The sequence below is a fragment of the Micromonospora sp. CPCC 205539 genome (assembly GCF_036906815.1).
Taxonomy (GTDB): domain Bacteria; phylum Actinomycetota; class Actinomycetes; order Mycobacteriales; family Micromonosporaceae; genus Micromonospora.
Genome location: NZ_JBAKHW010000004.1, coordinates 221,489 through 240,221, shown reverse-complemented (window position 1 = coordinate 240,221; position 18,733 = coordinate 221,489). Strand labels below are relative to the sequence as shown.

General features: G+C 70.9%; 14 protein-coding genes, 1 tRNA gene and 1 pseudogene. 9 read left to right on the top strand and 7 right to left on the bottom strand.

Annotated elements, in window-relative coordinates; genetic code table 11:
• Positions 1 to 22 precede the first annotated feature (22 nt).
• Positions 23 to 1,894, top strand: a complete 1,872-nt coding sequence (locus V6V47_RS05465) for a S8 family peptidase (protein ID WP_334626854.1) — start codon at positions 23 to 25, stop codon at positions 1,892 to 1,894.
• 227 nt (positions 1,895 to 2,121) lie between these two features.
• A pseudogene (locus tag V6V47_RS05460) lies at positions 2,122 to 3,381 on the top strand (S8 family peptidase); the annotation flags it as partial.
• A gap of 98 nt (positions 3,382 to 3,479) precedes the next feature.
• On the opposite strand, the gene V6V47_RS05455 reads toward V6V47_RS05460, so the two are convergent.
• The 3 genes from V6V47_RS05455 to V6V47_RS05445 all read right to left on the bottom strand — a co-directional run bounded on the left by V6V47_RS05455 (position 3,480) and on the right by V6V47_RS05445 (position 5,548).
• Positions 3,480 to 4,286, bottom strand: coding sequence for a WecB/TagA/CpsF family glycosyltransferase (locus V6V47_RS05455; RefSeq protein WP_334626853.1), 807 nt, complete (start codon positions 4,284 to 4,286; stop codon positions 3,480 to 3,482).
• Complete coding sequence (locus V6V47_RS05450) at positions 4,283 to 5,398, bottom strand: NAD-dependent epimerase/dehydratase family protein (RefSeq protein WP_334626852.1); 1,116 nt, start codon at positions 5,396 to 5,398, stop codon at positions 4,283 to 4,285. The genes V6V47_RS05455 and V6V47_RS05450 overlap by 4 nt, the downstream gene beginning before the upstream one ends.
• Before the next feature lie 67 nt (positions 5,399 to 5,465).
• Positions 5,466 to 5,548 (bottom strand) — tRNA-Leu (locus V6V47_RS05445).
• 207 nt (positions 5,549 to 5,755) lie between these two features.
• Between V6V47_RS05445 and V6V47_RS05440 the strand changes: the two genes are divergently transcribed.
• From V6V47_RS05440 to pknB, 7 genes are read left to right on the top strand one after another with little or no spacing between them, the layout of a single operon-like run.
• Positions 5,756 to 6,544, top strand: a complete 789-nt coding sequence (locus V6V47_RS05440) for a DUF3662 and FHA domain-containing protein (protein ID WP_334626851.1) — start codon at positions 5,756 to 5,758, stop codon at positions 6,542 to 6,544.
• Between the two features lie 6 nt (positions 6,545 to 6,550).
• Positions 6,551 to 7,039 carry an FHA domain-containing protein FhaB/FipA gene (locus V6V47_RS05435; RefSeq protein WP_334626850.1) on the top strand — a complete coding sequence of 163 codons (489 nt, stop codon included), beginning with the start codon at positions 6,551 to 6,553 and terminating at the stop codon, positions 7,037 to 7,039.
• Positions 7,036 to 8,499, top strand: a complete 1,464-nt coding sequence (locus V6V47_RS05430) for a PP2C family protein-serine/threonine phosphatase (protein ID WP_334626849.1) — start codon at positions 7,036 to 7,038, stop codon at positions 8,497 to 8,499. Before V6V47_RS05435 ends, V6V47_RS05430 begins: the two co-directional genes overlap by 4 nt.
• A 30-nt stretch (positions 8,500 to 8,529) precedes the next feature.
• Positions 8,530 to 10,023, top strand: coding sequence for an FtsW/RodA/SpoVE family cell cycle protein (locus V6V47_RS05425; protein ID WP_334626848.1), 1,494 nt, complete (start codon positions 8,530 to 8,532; stop codon positions 10,021 to 10,023).
• Positions 10,020 to 11,525: a peptidoglycan D,D-transpeptidase FtsI family protein gene (locus tag V6V47_RS05420; protein ID WP_334626847.1), complete on the top strand. Its 1,506-nt coding sequence runs from the start codon at positions 10,020 to 10,022 to the stop codon at positions 11,523 to 11,525. Before V6V47_RS05425 ends, V6V47_RS05420 begins: the two co-directional genes overlap by 4 nt.
• A 1-nt stretch (position 11,526) precedes the next feature.
• A complete protein-coding gene (locus V6V47_RS05415) occupies positions 11,527 to 12,939 on the top strand; it encodes a protein kinase domain-containing protein (protein ID WP_334626846.1) in 1,413 nt (470 codons plus the stop codon).
• On the top strand, positions 12,936 to 14,747 hold the full coding sequence (pknB, locus tag V6V47_RS05410) for a Stk1 family PASTA domain-containing Ser/Thr kinase (RefSeq protein ID WP_334626845.1): 1,812 nt from the start codon (positions 12,936 to 12,938) through the stop codon (positions 14,745 to 14,747). Before V6V47_RS05415 ends, pknB begins: the two co-directional genes overlap by 4 nt.
• Before the next feature lie 29 nt (positions 14,748 to 14,776).
• On the opposite strand, the gene V6V47_RS05405 is transcribed toward pknB, so the two are convergent.
• The 4 genes from V6V47_RS05405 to V6V47_RS05385 all read right to left on the bottom strand — a co-directional run bounded on the left by V6V47_RS05405 (position 14,777) and on the right by V6V47_RS05385 (position 18,567).
• Complete coding sequence (locus V6V47_RS05405; RefSeq protein WP_334627073.1) at positions 14,777 to 15,427, bottom strand: aminodeoxychorismate/anthranilate synthase component II; 651 nt, start codon at positions 15,425 to 15,427, stop codon at positions 14,777 to 14,779.
• A gap of 2 nt (positions 15,428 to 15,429) precedes the next feature.
• Positions 15,430 to 15,717, bottom strand: a complete 288-nt coding sequence (locus V6V47_RS05400) for a hypothetical protein (RefSeq protein WP_334626844.1) — start codon at positions 15,715 to 15,717, stop codon at positions 15,430 to 15,432.
• 4 nt (positions 15,718 to 15,721) lie between these two features.
• Positions 15,722 to 17,197: a class E sortase gene (locus V6V47_RS32670; protein ID WP_442934186.1), complete on the bottom strand. Its 1,476-nt coding sequence runs from the start codon at positions 17,195 to 17,197 to the stop codon at positions 15,722 to 15,724.
• Between the two features lie 566 nt (positions 17,198 to 17,763).
• Positions 17,764 to 18,567, bottom strand: a complete 804-nt coding sequence (locus V6V47_RS05385; protein ID WP_334626841.1) for a DUF881 domain-containing protein — start codon at positions 18,565 to 18,567, stop codon at positions 17,764 to 17,766.
• Positions 18,568 to 18,733: the final 166 nt, after the last annotated feature.

Genomic DNA, 18,733 nt, shown 5'->3' with positions numbered 1-18,733 from the left:
GCCGGTCGGAGGGAGGTAAGAGATGGGTATTGCCCACAGGTCCGTACTTGTCGGGGTGGCCACACTGACCCTGCTGGCCGGTGCCGCACCCGCAATGGCCGCCGAACCGACCGGAACTGTCCGAGCGGCTGGTGGTGACACGGCCGTCGCGGACAGCTACATCGTCGTCTTCAAGGACACCGCGGTCAGCCGGGGCGCGGTCGGCGACAACGCGGACCGACTGGTCGGCCGGCACGGCGGCACGGTGGCCCGCACCTACGGCGCCGCGCTGCGCGGCTTCGAGATCCGAGTCGGTGCCAAGGCCGCCGCACGCATCGCCGCCGACCCGGCGGTGGCGTACGTCGAACAGAACCACACCGTCTCGATCGCCGGCACCCAGACCAATCCGCCATCCTGGGGCCTGGACCGCATCGACCAGCGCAACCTGCCGCTGAACAGCTCCTACACCTACCCGAACACGGCGTCGAACGTCCATGCCTACATCATCGACACGGGCGTGCTGTTCGGGCACAACGACTTCGGTGGGCGGGCCGTCTCCGGCTTCGACGCGGTGGACGGCGGCTCCGCCGACGACTGCAACGGGCACGGCACGCACGTGGCGGGCACGGTCGGCGGCTCGGCGTACGGCGTGGCCAAGGGCGCCCAGATCGTCGGCGTCCGAGTGCTCAACTGCCAGGGCAGCGGCACCAACGCCCAGGTGGTCGCGGGCATCGACTGGGTGACCGCGAACGCGATCAAGCCAGCGGTGGCGAACATGAGCCTCGGCGGTGGCGCCAACAGTTCGATCGACACGGCCGTCGCCAACTCGATCAGTTCGGGTGTCACGTACGCGGTCGCGGCCGGCAACGGCAACGCCCTCGGCGTCCGGCAGAACGCCTGCAACTACTCGCCCGCCCGGGTCGCCTCGGCGATCACGGTGGGCGCGACGCAGAACACCGACGCCGCGGCGAGCTTCTCCAACTTCGGCACCTGCGTCGACATCCTGGCGCCGGGCGTCAACATCACTTCGGCCTGGTACACGAGCGCCAGTGCCACGAACACCATCAGCGGCACCTCGATGGCATCGCCGCACGTCGCCGGCGCCTCGGCGCTGGTGCTCTCCGCGAACCCGTCCTGGAGCCCGCAGCAGGTACGGGACTACCTCGTCACCAACTCCACCCCGAACGTGGTGACCAACGTCGGCACCGGCACCCCGAACCAGCTGCTCTACGTCGTGAACGGCACTCCGCCGGCCAACGACTTCTCGGTATCGGTGTCGCCGACCTCTGGCTCCACCGCCCCGGGTGGTTCGGTCACGGCGACCGTCGGAACGGCCACCACCGCGGGCTCCGCCCAGTCGGTCAGCCTCTCCGCCAGCGGCCTGCCGGCCGGTGCGACCGCATCGTTCAGCCCGTCGACGGTGACCTCGGGCGGCTCGTCCACCCTCACGATCGCCACCTCGGCGAGCACCCCGGCCGGCACGTACCCGGTCACCGTCACCGGCACCGGCACGGCGGGCACCCGCACCGCCACCTACACGCTGACCGTGACCGGGTCGGGCGGCGGCGGCTGCTCCGGTAGCAACGGCACCGACGTCGCGATCCCGGATGCCGGGGCGGCAGTGTCCAGCTCGATCACGATCGCTGGCTGCGGCCGCAACGCCTCGTCGGCCTCGACCGTCGCGGTGAACATCGTGCACACCTACCGCGGTGACCTGGTGATCGACCTGGTCGCTCCGGACGGTTCGTCGTACCGGTTGAAGAACAGCAGCTACTTCGACGGCACCGACAACGTGAACACGACCTACACCACCAACGTCTCCAGTGAGGCGGCGAACGGCACCTGGCGGCTGCAGGTGCGGGACGTCTACTCCGGCGACACCGGTTACATCAACACCTGGACCCTGACCCTCTGAGCTTTCTCGCACGGCCGAGGCCCCACCCGGAACGGCGGGTGGGGCCTCGGTCCGTTCGTCCGTCCACGCCGGACCCCGCTCCCGTGGGAGTCGCCGGTCCCACGTTGTGGAAAACTCTGCATGTTTACCTGCGTCACTGTGCTGATCTACTCTCAGCAAGATCAATGAACGTCGGTCTGAGCGAGCGGTACCCGCCTGGGGCGGCTGCCGGTCGGAGGAGGTAAGAGATGGGTCTTGCCCACAGGTCCGCACTCGTCGGGGTGGCCGCCCTGACCCTGCTGACCGCTGCCACGCCCGCCGTGGCCGCCCCGCCGAGCGGCCACATCCGGGCAGCGGGTGGTGACACGGCCGTCGCGGACAGCTACATCGTCGTCTTCAAGGACACCGCGGTCGGGCGAGCCGCGGTTGGCACCAACGCGAAGCGGCTGGTCGGCCGGCACGGCGGCACGGTGGCCCGCACCTACGGTGCGGCGCTGCGCGGCTTCGAGATCCGGGTCGGCGCCAAGGCCGCCGCGAGGATCGCCGCCGACCCGGCGGTGGCGTACGTCGAGCAGAACCACACCGTCTCGATCGCGGGCACGCAGCCCGGCCCGCCGTCCTGGGGCCTGGACCGGATCGACCAGCGGAATCTGCCGCTGAACAGCTCCTACACCTATCCGAACACGGCGTCGAGCGTTCGCGCGTACGTCATCGACACGGGTGTGCTGTTCGGGCACAACGACTTCGGTGGGCGGGCCGTGTCGGGCTTCGACGCGGTGGACGGCGGCTCCGCTGACGACTGCAACGGGCACGGCACGCACGTGGCGGGCACGGTCGGCGGCTCGTCGTACGGGGTGGCCAAGGCCGTCCGCATCGTCGGCGTCCGGGTGCTGAACTGCCAGGGCAGCGGCACCACCGCTCAGGTGGTGGCCGGCATCGACTGGGTGACCGCGAACGCGGTCAAGCCGGCGGTGGCGAACATGAGCCTCGGTGGAGGTGCGGACAGTTCGATCGACACGGCCGTCACCAACTCGGTCAACTCCGGCATCACGTACGCGGTCGCCGCTGGCAACGGTAACGCCTTCGGCATCCGACAGAACGCCTGCAACTACTCCCCGGCCCGGGTTGCCTCGGCGATCACCGTGGGAGCCACTCAGAACAACGACGCCGCGGCGAGCTTCTCCAACTTCGGCACCTGCGTCGACATCCTGGCGCCGGGCGTCGACATCACCTCGGCGTGGTACACGGGCAACAGTGCGACGAACACCATCAGCGGCACCTCGATGGCGTCGCCGCACGTTGCCGGTTCGGCGGCGCTGGTGCTTCAGGCGAACCCGTCCTGGAGGCCGCAGCAGGTACGGGACTACCTGGTCGGCAACTCCACCCCGAACGTGGCGACCAACGTCGGCACGGGCACCCCGAACCAGCTGCTGCACGTCGTGAGCGACCCTCGCCGGCCAACGGTCAACCGGTACCGGTGCTGCCAGTCCTCGGTGCCACCACCGCCCCGGGTCCGCTGACGGCCGCTGTGATCCTCTGAAAATTGTTCGTACGGCCGAGGCCCCACCCGGAACGTCGGGTGGGGCCTCGGCCGTACGGTTCGGGGTCAGACCGCGAAGGTGGCCGGTCGCTCGGTGGCGGGAGCCGGCGGGCGGGCCTTCCACAGGCCGGTCTTCTGCCCGGCGAGCCGGGTCAGGTAGGCCGGGTTGAGGATCACGTAGCGGCGCCAGAGCCGCTTCGGCTCCAGACCGAGCCGCCAGAACCACTCCAGGCCGGCGCGCTGCATCCACGGCGGGGGCTGGCGCAGCAGCCCGGCGTGGTAGTCGAAGGCCGCGCCGACCGCCATCAGCGGCATGTCGAGCAGCGGTCGCATGGCGTACGTGAAGACCTCCTGGCGCGGGCAGCCGAGCCCGACCAGGACCAGCCGGGCGCCGCTGGCCCGGATCCGGTCGGCGATCTCGGCGTCCTCGCCCGGCTGGACCGCCCGGAACTTGGACGCCTCCACCCCGGCGATCTTCAGCGCCGGGAACATCCGCTCCAGCGCCGGGATCAGCTTGGCCAGCGTCTCGTCGGTCGAGCCGTACAGGTAGACCGGCAGCCCCTCATCGGCGAAGCGGGCAAGCACGTGCAGGGTCAGCGTCGGCCCGTACACCCGGTCGGTCAGACCAGCCCGGTGCAGCAGGTTGAGCGCCCAGCGCACCGGCTGCCCATCCGGGGTGACCACGTCGAAGGAATTGAGCCGGGCGTTGTGCGCCGGGTCGAGCACCCCGGTCATTACGCCGTGCACGGCCAGCGCGGTCAGCGCGAGCGGGCGCCGCTCGTGTGCGGCGGTCACCACCGCGTCGGTCGCACTGGCGTAGTCGGTGGCGTCGACCAGGACGCCGAGCACGTTGCGCTTGGTCTGGGCGGTCATGCCTGCGGCACCCACTTGTCCACGTTGGCCTCGTAGATCTCCCGGAGGATCATCGGCACGTCATAGGTGATCTTCCAGTCCGGGTACTGCTGCTCGAACCGGGCCATGCTGCTGACGTACCACTGGTGGTCACCGGTGCGGTTCTGCTCGACGTAGTTGATCTGTGCCTCGCGGCCGGCGATCTCCTCGGCGATGCGGAACGCCTCGATGTGCGAGGTGTTGGAGTGCCGGCCGCCGCCGAGGTTGTAGACCTCTCCTGAGCGCGGTGCGCGGAAGAACGCCTCGAACGCGGTCAGCACGTCGCGCGAGTGGATCGCGTCGCGGACCATCTTGCCCTTGTAACCGAACAGGTTGTAGGTGCGGCCTTCCATTACACAGCGCATCAGGTACGCCAGGAAGCCGTGCAGTTCGGCGGCGGAGTGCGCCGGGCCCGTCAGAGTGCCACCCCGGAAGCAGGCGGTCTTCATGTCGAAGTAGCGCCCGTACTCCTGGACCATCACGTCCGCGGCGACCTTGGAGGCGCCGAAGACCGAGTGCAGCGAGCCGTCGATCGACATGTCCTCGGTGATGCCCTGGTACCAGCGGTGGTCCTCGGGCAGCTCGTACCGGGTCTCCAGCTCGATCAGCGGCAGGCTGTTGGGCCGGTCGCCATAGACCTTGTTGGTCGAGCAGTGGATGAACGGTGCGTCGATCGCGTACCGGCGGGTGTTCTCCAGGATGTTGAGCGTGCCGCCGGCGTTCACGTCGAAGTCCGTGAGCGGCTCCTTGGCCGCCCAGTCGTGACTCGGCTGCGCAGCGCTGTGGATCACCACGGCGATGTCCGAGCCGTACTTCTTGAACACCTGCTCGAGGCCGTCCCGGTCCCGGATGTCCACGGCGAAGTGGGTGTAGGAGTTACCCAGGTCACGGCCGAGCCGCTCCAGGCTCCACGAGGTGGAACCGTCCTCGCCGAAGAAATAGCGCCGCATGTCGTTATCGATGCCGACGACGTCCAGACCGAGGCCGGCGAAGTGCCGGACCGCCTCGGAGCCAATCAGACCGCCCGACCCGGTCACCAACGCGACACTCACACGCCACTCCTGGTCCATCGGAGGCAGAAACCACCGCAGCATAGCGTGACGCCCGGCCCGCCCCGATATGACGGAAGGGCCCCGCATTCTGCGGAGCCCTCGTCATGGGTGGGGATGGGGGGAGTTGAACCCCCACGCCCTTTCGGGCACACGGACCTGAACCGTGCGCGTCTGCCATTCCGCCACATCCCCGTGGCACAACCCGGAACATTCTAGTCGCCCCGAGCCCACCGTCTCCAGCAGGCCCCGGAGATACTACGCTGTCCCCGACGCTCGCCACGAGCGGTTACCGTTCGTGGCGGACGAAAGACTAGCACGGTAGTTCCGGCCCGACGGAACAGGCCGGTAGCAGGCGGCCGAGCGGCGTGTGAGCTGCGCGCGCGCCGGCCGGATACCATCATGTCCTCGGGACCCGAGGAGGAGCCGGTGAGCGTGCTGCAACGCTTCGAGAAGCGTCTGGAAGGCCTGGTCGAAGGGGCCTTCGCCAAGGTCTTCAAAGGGGTGGTCCACCCCGTGGAGATCCTCAACGCCATGCAGCGGGAGGCCGAGGCGCACAAGGCGATCCTGGCCGGTGGGCGCACGTTGGTGCCCAACCGCTACGTGATCGATCTCTCGCCGTATGACCACAGTCGGCTGGCGCCGTACGCCGCCGCGCTGGCCCAGGAACTGGCCCAGTCGCAGGCGGAGTTCATCGGCGAGCAGGCCTGGACGGTCTACGGCGACGTGATCGTCGAGATCGAGCGAGGCGAGGGCCTGGACACGGGGATGTTCCGGGTCACCGCCGAGGTCTACACCGGTGGCGAGGTCGCCCCGGTGTCGGCGCCCGGCTACGACGCCGGCGCGCCCGCCTACCCGGCGTACGACCAGGGTGGTGGCTACGGGCCGCCGCCGGGGCACGGCGGCAACCGCAATGTCCGGCTGGTGTCCGGCGACGGACGCACCTATCCCCTCCAGATGGGGTCGACGGTGATCGGTCGTGGGGACCAGGCCAACCTGCGCCTGCCCGACGTCGGTATCTCCCGGCGACACGCCCGACTGGACTTTGATGGCGGACAGGTCGTGCTGACCGATCTGGGGTCGACCAACGGCACCATGGTCAACGGCCAGCGGGTCTCCGCCGTCGCCCTCAACCCGGGCGACATGGTCCAGCTCGGCACCACGACCCTGACCTTCCGCGTGGACGGCTGACCCGCCTTGCCGGAACTGGTCATCACCGTCGCCCGGTTCGGGTTCCTGATCCTGCTGTGGATCTTCGTGTTCACGGTGGTCGGCGTGATTCGCCGGGACCTCTTCGCGGGAGCCCGGTCCGGTCGCCTGGTGGCTGCGCCCCGTGCGGTGGGCGCCTCCACGGGGCAACAAGCGGCCAAGCCGGCGAAGGTGAAGCGCGGCCGGGCGGCGCACCAGCTGGTGGTGACCGCCGGTCAGCTGGCCGGCACCCGGATCACTCTCGGTGAAGCGCAGATCACCATTGGTCGGGCCGAGGACTCCACCCTGGTCATCACTGACGACTACGCCTCCGCGCGGCACGCCCGGCTCGTGCCGCGTGACGGGCAGTGGTTCGTCGAGGACCTTGGCTCGACTAACGGCACGTACCTCGATCGCGCTAAGGTCACCGGACCAACCCCCGTCCCCCTCGGCGTGCCGATCCGGATCGGCCGCACTTCCCTCGAATTACGGCCATGACTCTGACCCTGCGCTATGCGGCCCACAGCGACCGCGGTCTGATCCGAGACGGCAATCAAGATTCCGTCTACGCCGGGCCGCGGCTACTCGCCGTCGCCGACGGCATGGGCGGCATGGCCGCCGGTGACGTCGCCAGCAACATCGTCATCGGTGCCATGGCGCCGCTCGACGAGGACGTCCCGGGGGACGCTCTCGTCGACGCGTTGCGTTCGGCCGTGGGCACCGCCAACCAACAACTCCGCGACACCGTGGACGCCAACCCGCAGTTGGAGGGGATGGGCACCACGCTGACGGCGACCCTCTTCACCGGCAGCAAGCTGGGCATGGTCCACATCGGCGACTCGCGGGCCTACCTGTTGCGCAACGGTGAGTTCGCGCAGATCACCAAGGACGACACGTACGTCCAGATGCTCGTCGACGAGGGGCGGATCAGCGCCGAGGAGGCGAGCAGCCACCCGCAACGGTCGCTGCTGACCCGGGCCTTGGACGGCCGGGACATCGACCCCGAGTACTCGGTACGCCAGGTGCTGCCCGGCGACCGGTACCTGATCTGCAGCGACGGCCTCTCGGGCGTGGTCAGCGCCGACACCATCGGCGAGACCCTGCGCGAGTACGTCGACCCGCAGCAGTGCGTCGAACGGCTCGTGCAGCTCGCGCTGCGCGGCGGTGGCCCGGACAACATCACGGTGATCATCGCGGACGCCACCGACCAGGACATCGTCGAGGCGACCCCGATCGTCGGCGGTGCAGCCGCCCGGGACCGGGGCATGGCCACCTCCGCCGACGACTCCACTCCAGCCGCTCGGGCTTCGGCGCTCTCCGCGCCGCGTCCGTCCGTGCCGGAGGAGCCGGCGGCCGCGGACGACGAGCCCGAGCGGCCGAAGCGCCGGCCGGTGCGGGCCGCGGCCATGACGTTGGCCCTGCTCGTGATCATCGGCGGCGGGACCTTCGGCGGGTGGACGTACACCCAGCGGCAGTTCTACGTGGGTGCCACCGAGGACGGGCAGGTCGCCGTCTTCCGCGGCGTCCAGGGTCAGATCGCCGGGATGGACCTCTCCACGGTGCACCGCACCAGCGGCACCCGGTTGGACGACCTCACCGTGGCCGCACAGGACACCGTCAAGGTGGGCATCCGGGCCAAGAGCGAGCCGGACGCCGAGCGGCAACTCGCCGAATTGACCAGCGACACGCCGGCCAACCCCAACCTGAAGCCGGTGTGCCCGACCGACTCCACCCCGGCGGGCGGCACGCCGACACCCACGCCGGTGCCGGGCAGCACGACCCCCGCTCCGAACGGCAGCCCGAGCGCTGGCACGTCGCCGACCCCCAACGGGGTCCTCGCGACCGGTGCGACGGCGACTGCCACCATCGCTGTCGGCCCGACCATCACACCCGACGCCACGCCCTCCGACTCGGCTCCGCCGACGCTCGACCCGGCCGGTTGCCGGTCTCCCGAGTGAGCGTCGGCTGAGATCCCAAGGACTCCACCCGTGACCGCAGCGGCCACATCGGCATCCTCGCCCGCCACCGCGGGCGAGCAGTCCGGCGTACGCCTGGCCCGGTCCCGGCGCAACGCCGAGCTGTCCCTGCTGCTGCTCGCCATGGTGCTGGTGGCCGCGTACGGGGCGACCGTCGAGGCCAACCTGCTGGACACGGTCACCCCGGACTTCTGGATGCCCGCCGCCGCGCTCGGTGCGGTCTTCCTGGGCCTGCACCTGGTCATCAGGTTCCTCGCCCCGTTCGCCGACCCGGCCCTGCTGCCGGCGGTGGCCCTGCTCAACGGCCTCGGGGTGGGCTTCCTGCGCCGGATCGACCTGGGCGACGCCCCTGCTGCCGACCGGGAGAGTCTGGCCATCTTCGCCGGCGACGGTGGTCGCCAGCTGGCCTGGACGCTCGCCGCGGTGATCCTCGCCGCCGCGCTGCTCGCCATCATGCGCGACCACCGTTCGGTGTCCCGGTACGCGTACACCCTGGGTCTGGCCGGCATCGTGCTGGTGATGATCCCGGCGGTGCTGCCAAGCAGCATCTCCGAGAGGAACGGCGCCAAGCTGTGGATCCAGGTCGGCACCTTCTTCTCCATCCAGCCGGGCGAGTTCGCCAAGCTGGCACTGCTGGTCTTCTTCGCCTATTACCTGGTCCGCAAGCGTGAGGTGCTGTCGCTGGCCAGCCGGCGCTTCCTCGGCATCGACTTCCCGCGTGGGCGCGACCTCGGCCCGGTGGTCGGGGTCTGGCTGATCAGCGTCCTGGTGCTCGTCTTCGAGAAGGACCTGGGCACCTCGCTGCTCTACTTCGGCATGTTCGTGGTGACGCTCTACATCGCCACCGAACGGGTCAGCTGGCTGTTGATCGGCCTGGTGCTGTTCTTCGGCGGCGCGTACCTGGCCTACGTCCTCGGCGAGACGGTCGGCGGCCCGTTCGCCAACTTCTACCTGCGCGCCGAGATCTGGCTCGACCCGTTCGCCGACCCGACCGACAAGGGCTACCAGTTGGTCCAGGGGCTGCTCGCGCTCGGCACCGGCGGCCTCTTCGGTGCCGGGCCCGGCGGCGGCCAGCCGGGCATTCTGCCCGAGGTGTCGAACGACTTCATCTTCGCCGGCATCGGTGAGGAGATCGGCCTCTTCGGGCTCTCCGCGCTGCTGGTCGTCTACCTGCTGATCGTCGAGCGAGGGCTGCGTGCGGCGCTCGCGGTGCGGGACTCGTTCGGCAAGCTGCTCGCCGGTGGTCTCGCGTTCACCCTCGGCCTGCAGGTCTTCGTGATCGTCGGCGGGATCAGCAAGCTCATCCCGCTGACCGGTCAGACCACCCCGTTCCTGTCCGCCGGTGGTTCGTCACTGATGGCGAACTGGCTGCTCATCGCGGTTCTGCTGCGGGTCTCCGACGGAGCCCGCCGGCCGGTCACCGGGGGCGGCGGCAGAGCCGCCCGGACCGCCGCCGGCCCGCCCGAGCAGCTGCACGGTGCTCCCACGGAGGTGATCAAGCCGTGAACGCACCCCTGCGCCGTGTCGGCGTCGTCGTCATGGTCCTGTTCGGCCTGCTCTTCGCGAACCTCAACTGGGTCCAGGCGTACAAGGCCGACGAGTACCGCACCAGCGACTACAACGGCCGCGTCCAGGTTGCCGACTACAAGCGCAAGCGCGGCAACATCGAGGCCGGCGGGACGGCGTTGGCCACCAGCAAGGAGACCACCGGCCAGCTGAAGTTCCAGCGCACCTACCCGGGCGGCGCCAAGTACGCCCATGTGCTCGGCTACAAGCCGGTCAACCTGTCCGACACCGGCGTCGAGCGGGTGGAGAACGACTTCCTGGCCGGCACCAGCGACCAGTTGATCGGCGACCGCTTCAAGGACATGTTCACCGGCGACCAGACCGCCGGCGGCAATGTGCTGCTCACCCTGTCGAAGCGCGCCCAGGACACGGCCTACGACCTGCTGCGCACCAACCAGGTGGACGCCAAGAGGGGTGCCGCGATCGCCATCGACCCGCGTACCGGGGCGGTGCAGGCACTGGTCTCCATGCCCAGTTTCGACCCGAACCCGCTGGTCAGCCACGCCACCCGCGAGGCTGCGGCGGCGTATGCCAAGCTCGAGCAGGACCCGGACGGGCCGTTGAAGAACCGCGCGCTCTCCGAGACCCTGCCGCCGGGCTCCACCTTCAAGATCGTGGTGGCCGCGGCGGCGCTGGAGAACGGCATCACCAAGACCACCCAGATCCCGGCCGGCTCCAGCTTCACCCCGCCCACCTCCGGCTCGCCGATCCGCAACGCCGCCCCGTCGATCTGCCCCGAGCCGCAGGTCAGCCTGCTGGAGGCGGTCACCGAGTCGTGCAACACGGGCTTCGCTCAGCTCGGCATACGACTCGGTGCCAACACCCTCAAGGAGAAGGCCCGGCAGTTCGGCTTCGAGCAGGACGACCTCACCGTCGGCCAGCTCGGCGAGGACGGGCTGCCCACGGCGGCCAGCCGCACCGGCAGCATGCAGAACGCCGACGGCACCGACGACCCGGCCGCGCTCGCCCAGTCGTCGATCGGCCAGCGGGACGTCCGGATGACCCCGCTCCAGGGCGCGATGATCGCGGGCTCGGTCGCCAACGGCGGCAGCCAGATGCGGCCGTACCTGGTCCGGCAGCTGCTCGCCCCCGATCGCACCACCAGTTACTACACCGCCAAGCCACGGGAGCTGCGCCAGCCGATCACCGGCCCGGTCGCCAGCGACCTGCGCGACATGATGGTCAGCGTGGTCCAGAAGGGGACCGGTAAGAACGCGGCGATCGGCGGCTACACGGTCGGCGGCAAGACCGGCACCGCGCAGTCCGCACCGGAGCGGCCCGACCACGGCTGGTTCATCGGCTTCGCGTTGGACAAGAACGGCACTCCGGTCTCCGCGGTGTGCGTGGAACTGGAGCAGGCCGGCCCCGGCGGCAGCGCCGAGGCGGCCCGGATCGGCGGTCAGATCATGCGGGCTGCCATCGCCGACCCCGGAGGTCGCTGACATGCTCAGCCCCGGCGTCCAGCTCGGCAACCGCTACCGTCTCGACGAGCGGATCGCGAGCGGTGGCATGGGCGACGTCTGGCGCGGCACCGACCAGGTGCTCGGCCGGACGGTCGCGGTGAAGAGCCTGCTCCCCGCGCTGCTCGACGACCCGGATTTCGGTGAGCGGTTCCGCGGCGAGGCCCGGACGATGGCCACCATCAATCACCCCGGCGTGGTCGACGTCTACGACTTCGGTAACGACCAGCAGATCGCCTTCCTGGTCATGGAGTACGTCGAGGGCGACGCCCTGTCGTCCACACTGAGCCGGGTCGGCCGACTCACCCCGGCCCGGACGATGGCGCTGGTCGCGCAGGCAGCCGACGCTCTGCACGCCGCCCACGAGAAGGGCATCGTGCACCGCGACGTCAAGCCGGGAAACCTGCTGGTCCGTCCCAACGGCACGCTGGTGCTGACCGACTTCGGCATCGCCCGCTCCGACCTGGTCGGTCAGCTCACCGCGGCCGGCTCGGTGCTCGGCACCGCCTCGTACATCTCGCCGGAGCAGGCCACAGGTGGCGTGGCCACACCGGCCTCCGACGTGTACGCGCTCGGCGTGGTCGCCTACCAGTGCCTCGCCGGCCGGCGGCCGTTCGAGGGTGACAACGCCCTCGACATCGCCATGCGGCACGTCCGGGAGACGCCCCGGCCGCTGCCCGCGGACATCCCGCCGCAGGTCCGGGCAGTGGTGGAGCGGGCGCTGGCCAAGGACCCGGCCGCCCGCTGGCCCAGCGCCGCCGCCCTTGCCGGGGTGGCCCGTCAGCTCAAGGCCGCGCTGTCCCAGCAGGCCCGGTCCGGCGGCGGCCAACCCGGTCCCGTCTCGGGGGTGCCCGCCTCGCCGGCCGCCCCAGGCCGGGCCCAGGTGCCGTCGGCCCAACACATGCGCCCGCCCGCTGCTCCGCACCGCCCGCCGGCCGCCGCCGGGCAGCGGCCGACCGCCGTCGCACCGGCACAGCCGATGCGGCCCACCACCGTCGCACCAGCCGTCCCGCAGGCCCGCCCGCCGGTCGCCCCGGCCGGCTACCCGCGCGGCGCCGCAGCGGTGCCGACGGCCCCGAACCGGCAAGAGCACTTTCCGGCGTACGCCCCTCCGGCCGGAGCCTCCGTCGGCCCCCGCCGGTCCCGGCCCGGAATGGTGCTCCTTGCTGTCCTCCTGGCCGTACTGGTCTTGGTCTGCTCCGGCGTGATTTCCTACAACCTGCGGAAGCAGTCAGAGTCCGGTGCAGCCGGCACACTGGCCCCGCGCACGGTGGCGTCCGACGCGCTGCGGCCCGACGGACGCGACGATCCGACCCGGACGTCGTACCGTCGGGAGGTACGGCTCCAGCCGGTTGACGGCGGGACGACGACGAGCGAAGGACGACAGACGCGATGACAGCGCAGGCCCGCCTGCTCGGTGGCAGGTACCAGGTCGGCGAGCTGCTCGGCTACGGCGGCATGGCCGAGGTGCATCGCGGTCGCGACCTTCGTCTGGGTCGGGACGTCGCGATCAAGATGCTCCGCACCGACCTGGCTCGGGACGCGACGTTCCAGATGCGCTTCCGTCGGGAGGCGCAGAACGCGGCCTCGCTCAACCACCCGGCGATCGTGGCGGTCTACGACACCGGCGAGGAGACCGCGCCGACCGGCGAGACCCTGCCGTTCATCGTGATGGAGTTCGTCAACGGGCGGACCCTCAAGGAGGTGCTCGGCGCCGAGGGGCGGTTGCAGCCCCGCCGGGCGCTGGAGATCTGCGCCGACATGTGCGCGGCGCTGGAGTTCAGCCACCGGCACGGCATCATCCACCGGGACATCAAGCCGGGCAACGTCATGCTCACCCAGACCGGCCAGGTCAAGGTGATGGACTTCGGCATCGCCCGGGCACTGGCCAGCGGCGCGACCACCATGACGCAGACCAGCGCGGTGATCGGCACGGCTCAGTACCTTTCGCCGGAGCAGGCCCGCGGTGAGGCGGTGGACGCCCGCTCCGATGTGTACGCCGCCGGCTGCGTGCTCTTCGAGTTGGTCTGTGGGCATCCGCCGTTCGTCGGGGACAGCCCGGTCAGTGTCGCGTACCAGCACGTGCGGGAGGCTCCGCCGACGCCGAGTGACATCAACCCGGACGTCACCCCGGCGGTCGACGCGATCGTGCTCAAGGCGCTGTCGAAGAACCCGCTCAACCGTTACCAGAGCGCCGGCGAGATGCGGGCCGACCTGCTCCGCGCCGCCGCCGGCCGGCCCGTGCTGGCCACTCCGGTGATGCGCGAGGCGGAGACGGTGGCGATGGCGCCGGCCGGTGGCGGGTCGGGTTACCCGGCCGGCTCCACCACGCAGCAGACCCGGCAGGTCCCGGCCCGGGTCGGCGACCCGCGCCGCCGTAAGGCGTCGTCCTTGCTGATCGCCACGTTCAGCGGGGTCGGCGTGCTGGCGGTCATCGCCCTGGTGGCCGCCCTGCTCTGGAGTCAGCAGCAGGACAAGGACCTGAAGTCGGTGCCGACGCTGACCGGCAAGACGCAGGTGGTCGCCTTCTCCGAGATCAGCAATGCCGGCTTCCGCCCGCAGGCTGGTGAACAGGTCTTTGACAGTTCCTGCACCAAGGGCATGGTGGCGAAGCAGGATCCGGCGCCGGGCACCCAGCTGGAGCCGAATCGCACCGTGACCGTCCAGATCTGTGGTGGCAAGCCGGAGAAGCCCATTCCCAGCGACCTCATCGGCTCGAAGTACGAGACGGTCAAGAGTCGGTTGTTGGCCGAGGGCTTCAAGGTCAAGCCCAAGCCGATCGACAGTCCCGAGAGTGCGAACATCGTTCTGGAGGTGTCTCCCTCACCGGGCACCCCGGTGACCGAGGGCACCGAGGTGACGGTCACCTACTCCAGGGGCAACGTCCGTGGTGTGCCGGATGTCCGTGGGTCGACGCAGAGGGCGGCCGAGGATGAGCTGAAGGCGGCCGGCTACAAGTTCGAGATCGTGGAAGGCGATCTTGTACCGGCGGCGGAGGCGGGCAAGGTCACCGACCAGAACCCCAAGCCGAACACCCCGTTGGCCCAGGGAAGGACGGTGAAGATCACCGTCTCCCAGCCAGAGGAGGCCGACCCGACGCCCACCGGGACGGCGTCCCCGACGGGCACACCAACCAGCCCCGGCACCGGTGGTGGGGCCGGTCAGCCATTCCCGCCGCCGCCGTTCCGGCTGCCCGAGGAGTAGGTACGGCGGGCAGGCAGGCCGGCGGCAGGTCAGGCGGTGGCGAAGGCGGCCCGGCGGCGGGCGTCCACCTCGGCGGCCAGCGACGGAGCCCGCTCCAGTGCCTCCGGGTGACCGCAGGCGGCCAGCCAGTTGGCGAGCATCAGGTGGCCGCCCTCGGTGAGCACCGACTCCGGGTGGAACTGCACGCCCTCGATCGGTAGCGTCCGGTGCCGCATCGCCATCACCACGCCGGAGCTCGTCCAGCCGGTGACCTCCAGCTCGTCGGGGAGCGTCTCGGGCAGGACGGCCAGCGAGTGGTAGCGGGTAGCCGTGAACGGGTCGGGCAGCCCGGCGAGCACGCCGACCGAGCCGTGCCGTACCTCGGAGGTCTTGCCGTGCAGCAGCTCGGGGGCGCGGGTCACGGTCGCCCCGAATGCCTCGCCGATCGCCTGGTGGCCGAGGCAGACGCCGAAGATCGGCAGCTCGCCCGCGTACTCCCGGATGACGTCCAGGCAGATGCCGGCGCGGTCGGGGCTGCCGGGACCGGGTGACAGCAGGATGCCGGTGGCACCCACCTTGCCCACGTCGGCGACGTCGATCTCGTCGTTGCGACGGACCTCGCAGTCCACGCCGAGCTGGCCCAGATACTGGACGAGGTTGAAGACGAACGAGTCGTAGTTGTCGATCACCAGAACGCGCATGGTCACCGGCTCGGTGTGGAGGAGGGGGCGGGGTTGTTCTGGTCGGTGTCGTAGGGCAGCTCGTGGTCGTCGCCGGCCGGCGTGTCGCCGGTCACCGAGTCGCCACCGGCCGGCTCGCCGGGAACGCCGGAGTCCTGGGTGACCTGCACGTCGTCGAAGGGCAGCAGCGGCTCGGCCCACGGGAAGGCCACGTACCAGAGCAGGGCCACCGCGGCGGCGGCGAGCAGCACCGATCCGGTCAGCTTGCCGGCCAGGCCGAACGGCAGCTTGCGCCAGATGAACGCGTACATCGGGTCAGCCTCCCAGCTCGGCCGGGCGGCCCGCCGACTTGGGTTGGGTCCGGTCCAGCTCGGCGTGGATGATCAGACGCTGGTAGTTGTCGAACTTCGGGTTGCAGGTGGTCAGGGTCAGCATCCGCTTGGTCGGCTTCTCGTTCGGTTCGCCGGGCACCGCCGCCACGACCTCGACCTGGGTCGGCTTGACGATCCGGGTCTGCGACACCCGGTAGACGTACCAGTCGTCCTTGCTCTCGACCACGATCGGGTCGCCGTCATCCAGCTCGTCCAGCCGCCAGAAGGTGGCCCGGTTGCGGTGGCCGGCGACGGAGAAGTTGCCGACCTGACCGGGCAGCGCGCTGGTCGGGTAGTGACCGGGGGCGTACCGGATGTCGGCCTGGGTGACGCCCTCGACCACGACCCAGTTCTTGTCGAGCTTGGGGATGTAGAGACCCGCGATCGGCTTGCCGTGCACCGGCGGCGACGGCTTGGCGCTCGGGGCGGCCGACGGAACGACCGTCGGATCGCCGGTCGGGCCCCACACCTCGGCCAGTTGACCGCTGAGGTCGTCCTGGTGGGCGTCGACGATGGCCGACTTACCCCAGACCTCGTAGCCGGCGAAGAGCAGCACCACCAGCCCGAACGTGATCAGAACCTCGCCGGTGACCCGGATGCCGCTGCGCACGCGGGAGGCGAGCGACGGCCGGGTGAGCTCCGAGTAGACGCTCTTGTAGCCCTCGCCGGTCTGGTGCGCCCGAAGCTGGACCACCCGCTCACCGCGTCGAGGCCGGGGCGGTTCGCCACTGCCTCCGGTGCTGGCCGGCTCGTCGGGAGTCGGCATGCGGGGGACGGCGCCCATCAACTGCGTGGAGTCGACGGCCGGTGGACGGGCCGCGGCCCCGGTCGGGATCGGCACGGTGGTGGCCGGGTCGGCGGCGCGATCCGGCGCTGCCGGAGGCGCCGAGGAGGTGGCCGGCGGGGCGGCCGGGGAGCCGGTCGCCCACGCTGGATCGGCGCTGATCTTCGGGATCAACGCCGTCGGGGAATCGCCCCCGGGTGCGGTCGAGGTGACGGGGGTCGCCGGCCCAGTCGAAGGGCCGAAAGCCGTCGGCCAGGTCGAGGTGGGGGGAGTCGCCGGCCGGGTCGGAGCGCCTGGAGTCGCAGGCCGCGTCGGGCCGCCGGGAGCTGCCGGCCGAGTCGGGGTGACCGGAGTCGCCGGGCGCGTCGGTGGCCCACCGGGCGAACCCGGTTGGGCCGGAGCGGCTCTCGGTAGGCCCGGGGTGCCGCCCGAACCGCCGGGTCGACCGGGCGCGGTCGCCGGCGGGCCGCTCGGCGTGCTGTTGGACGCTGGCGAGAGGCCGGGCGTGCTGCTCGGCGCCGACGGGCCGCTGGGGGCGCTGGGGGCGCTGGACGCCGACGGGCCGCTGGGCGCCGACGGGGCGCTGAGCGCCGGCGGGCCGTTGGGGGCGCTGGACACCGGCGGGCCGCTGGACATCGGCAGGCGGCTGGGAGCGATACCGGGCGAAGGGCTGGTGGGCGTGGCGCCGGACGTGGAGCTGGCGTCGGGTGCCGAAGGGCGGACGGCGGCGCTGCCGGGCGGAGTCGACCGGACCGAGCCCTGGGTGGGCGCGGTCCGCCCTTGGCCGGGCGCGGCCGGACGCCCGAGGTTGGCGGCAGGAGGACGACCGGGCCCACCATGTGGGGTGCTCCCGGCCGTGGCGGCACCGGGCCAGGGGGGTGGCGCATCGACACTCGGCTGAGCCAGGGTGTGCGGTGAGTCGGGCCGGCTGGCGCTCGGCGGGGCCGGGTGGTTCGTACGCGGGGCGGGGCCGGGCGGCGGAGGAGCCGAGCGCTCGGCCGGGGAGATCCCAGCGGTGGGTGACGGCTCGGGAGTGGCCGGAGGATCCGTCGGCCGGGGCCGGGCGGGTAGCACCGGGTCCGGCCAGTTACTGGTCGGGCCCGGCCGGTTCGATGGCTCGGGCCGATCGATCTTGGGCAGAAACGCCGTCGGTTCGTCGGCCTGGTCCCGGTGTCGGCCGTCGCGCCGGTCGTCCGGGCCGGTCATCGGGGCACCGTAGCCGAGCGCAGGGCGGTCGAGTCCTCGAATGCCGGGACCGTCACCGTGGAGACGGTCTCCTTGTAGCCGAGTTGGTAGTCGTCGACCGCGCCCTTGAACAACCGGACTCCCTCAGAGCTGGCGAGGGCCTGCTGAAGGGCAGCGGGGTCGCCAATTGCTACGATCTTGAACGGTGGGGAGTACACCCTGCCATGAAGCAGCAGGGTGTTACCGACGCAGCGTACCGCGCTGGTCGCGAGCACGCGGACGTTCATGATTGACATGCCCTCCGCCCCGCCGGCCCAGAGCGCATTGACCACCGCCTGCACGTCACCCTGGTGCACCACCAGATCGTCGTTCTTGGCATCGGTGGGGGTCTGGTCGCTGCGGCGCGGTGCGTCGTTGAGCTCCACCGTCACACCGGTGCCGGTCAGCGCGGTGAAACCGGCGGCCTGGAGGCTGCCCTGGGCGCGGTCCTGCTGGGCCTTGATCGGGCCGTCCGAGCCGGCCAACGACGAGGTCCGTTGCTCGACCTCACCGCGCAATGTCGCCGCGCGGCGCTCACTCGCCGCCACCTGCTCGCGGCGGTCCTCGATGAGCTGGTTGAGTTGGGGACGGCGGTCCTCGCGCAGCGCCGTGCCGTTGGCGGTGGTCGCGCTGGTGGTGAAGATCAGACCCGCGGCGACCGCGATCAGGGGCACCCCGATCGACCAGCCCGGCCGACGTTGACGCCCTCGCCGGGGCAGTAGCCCGGCGGCGGCTCGCCGGAGGACCTTCTGCCAGGAGGCGGCGCCGGATGTGTACTCCACCGAGCGTTCCTTCCGCGTGTCGGGGATCGGTCCGCCCGGACCGGCCGGGGCCGGTGATGCGAACAGTCCCGCCTTTTTCGGTCACTCCGTGCACCGGCCTGACCCCATTCGTGGTCTGGGCGGGTCTTCCGGACTACGCTAGCTGTCGAACATTATTGGCCATGGA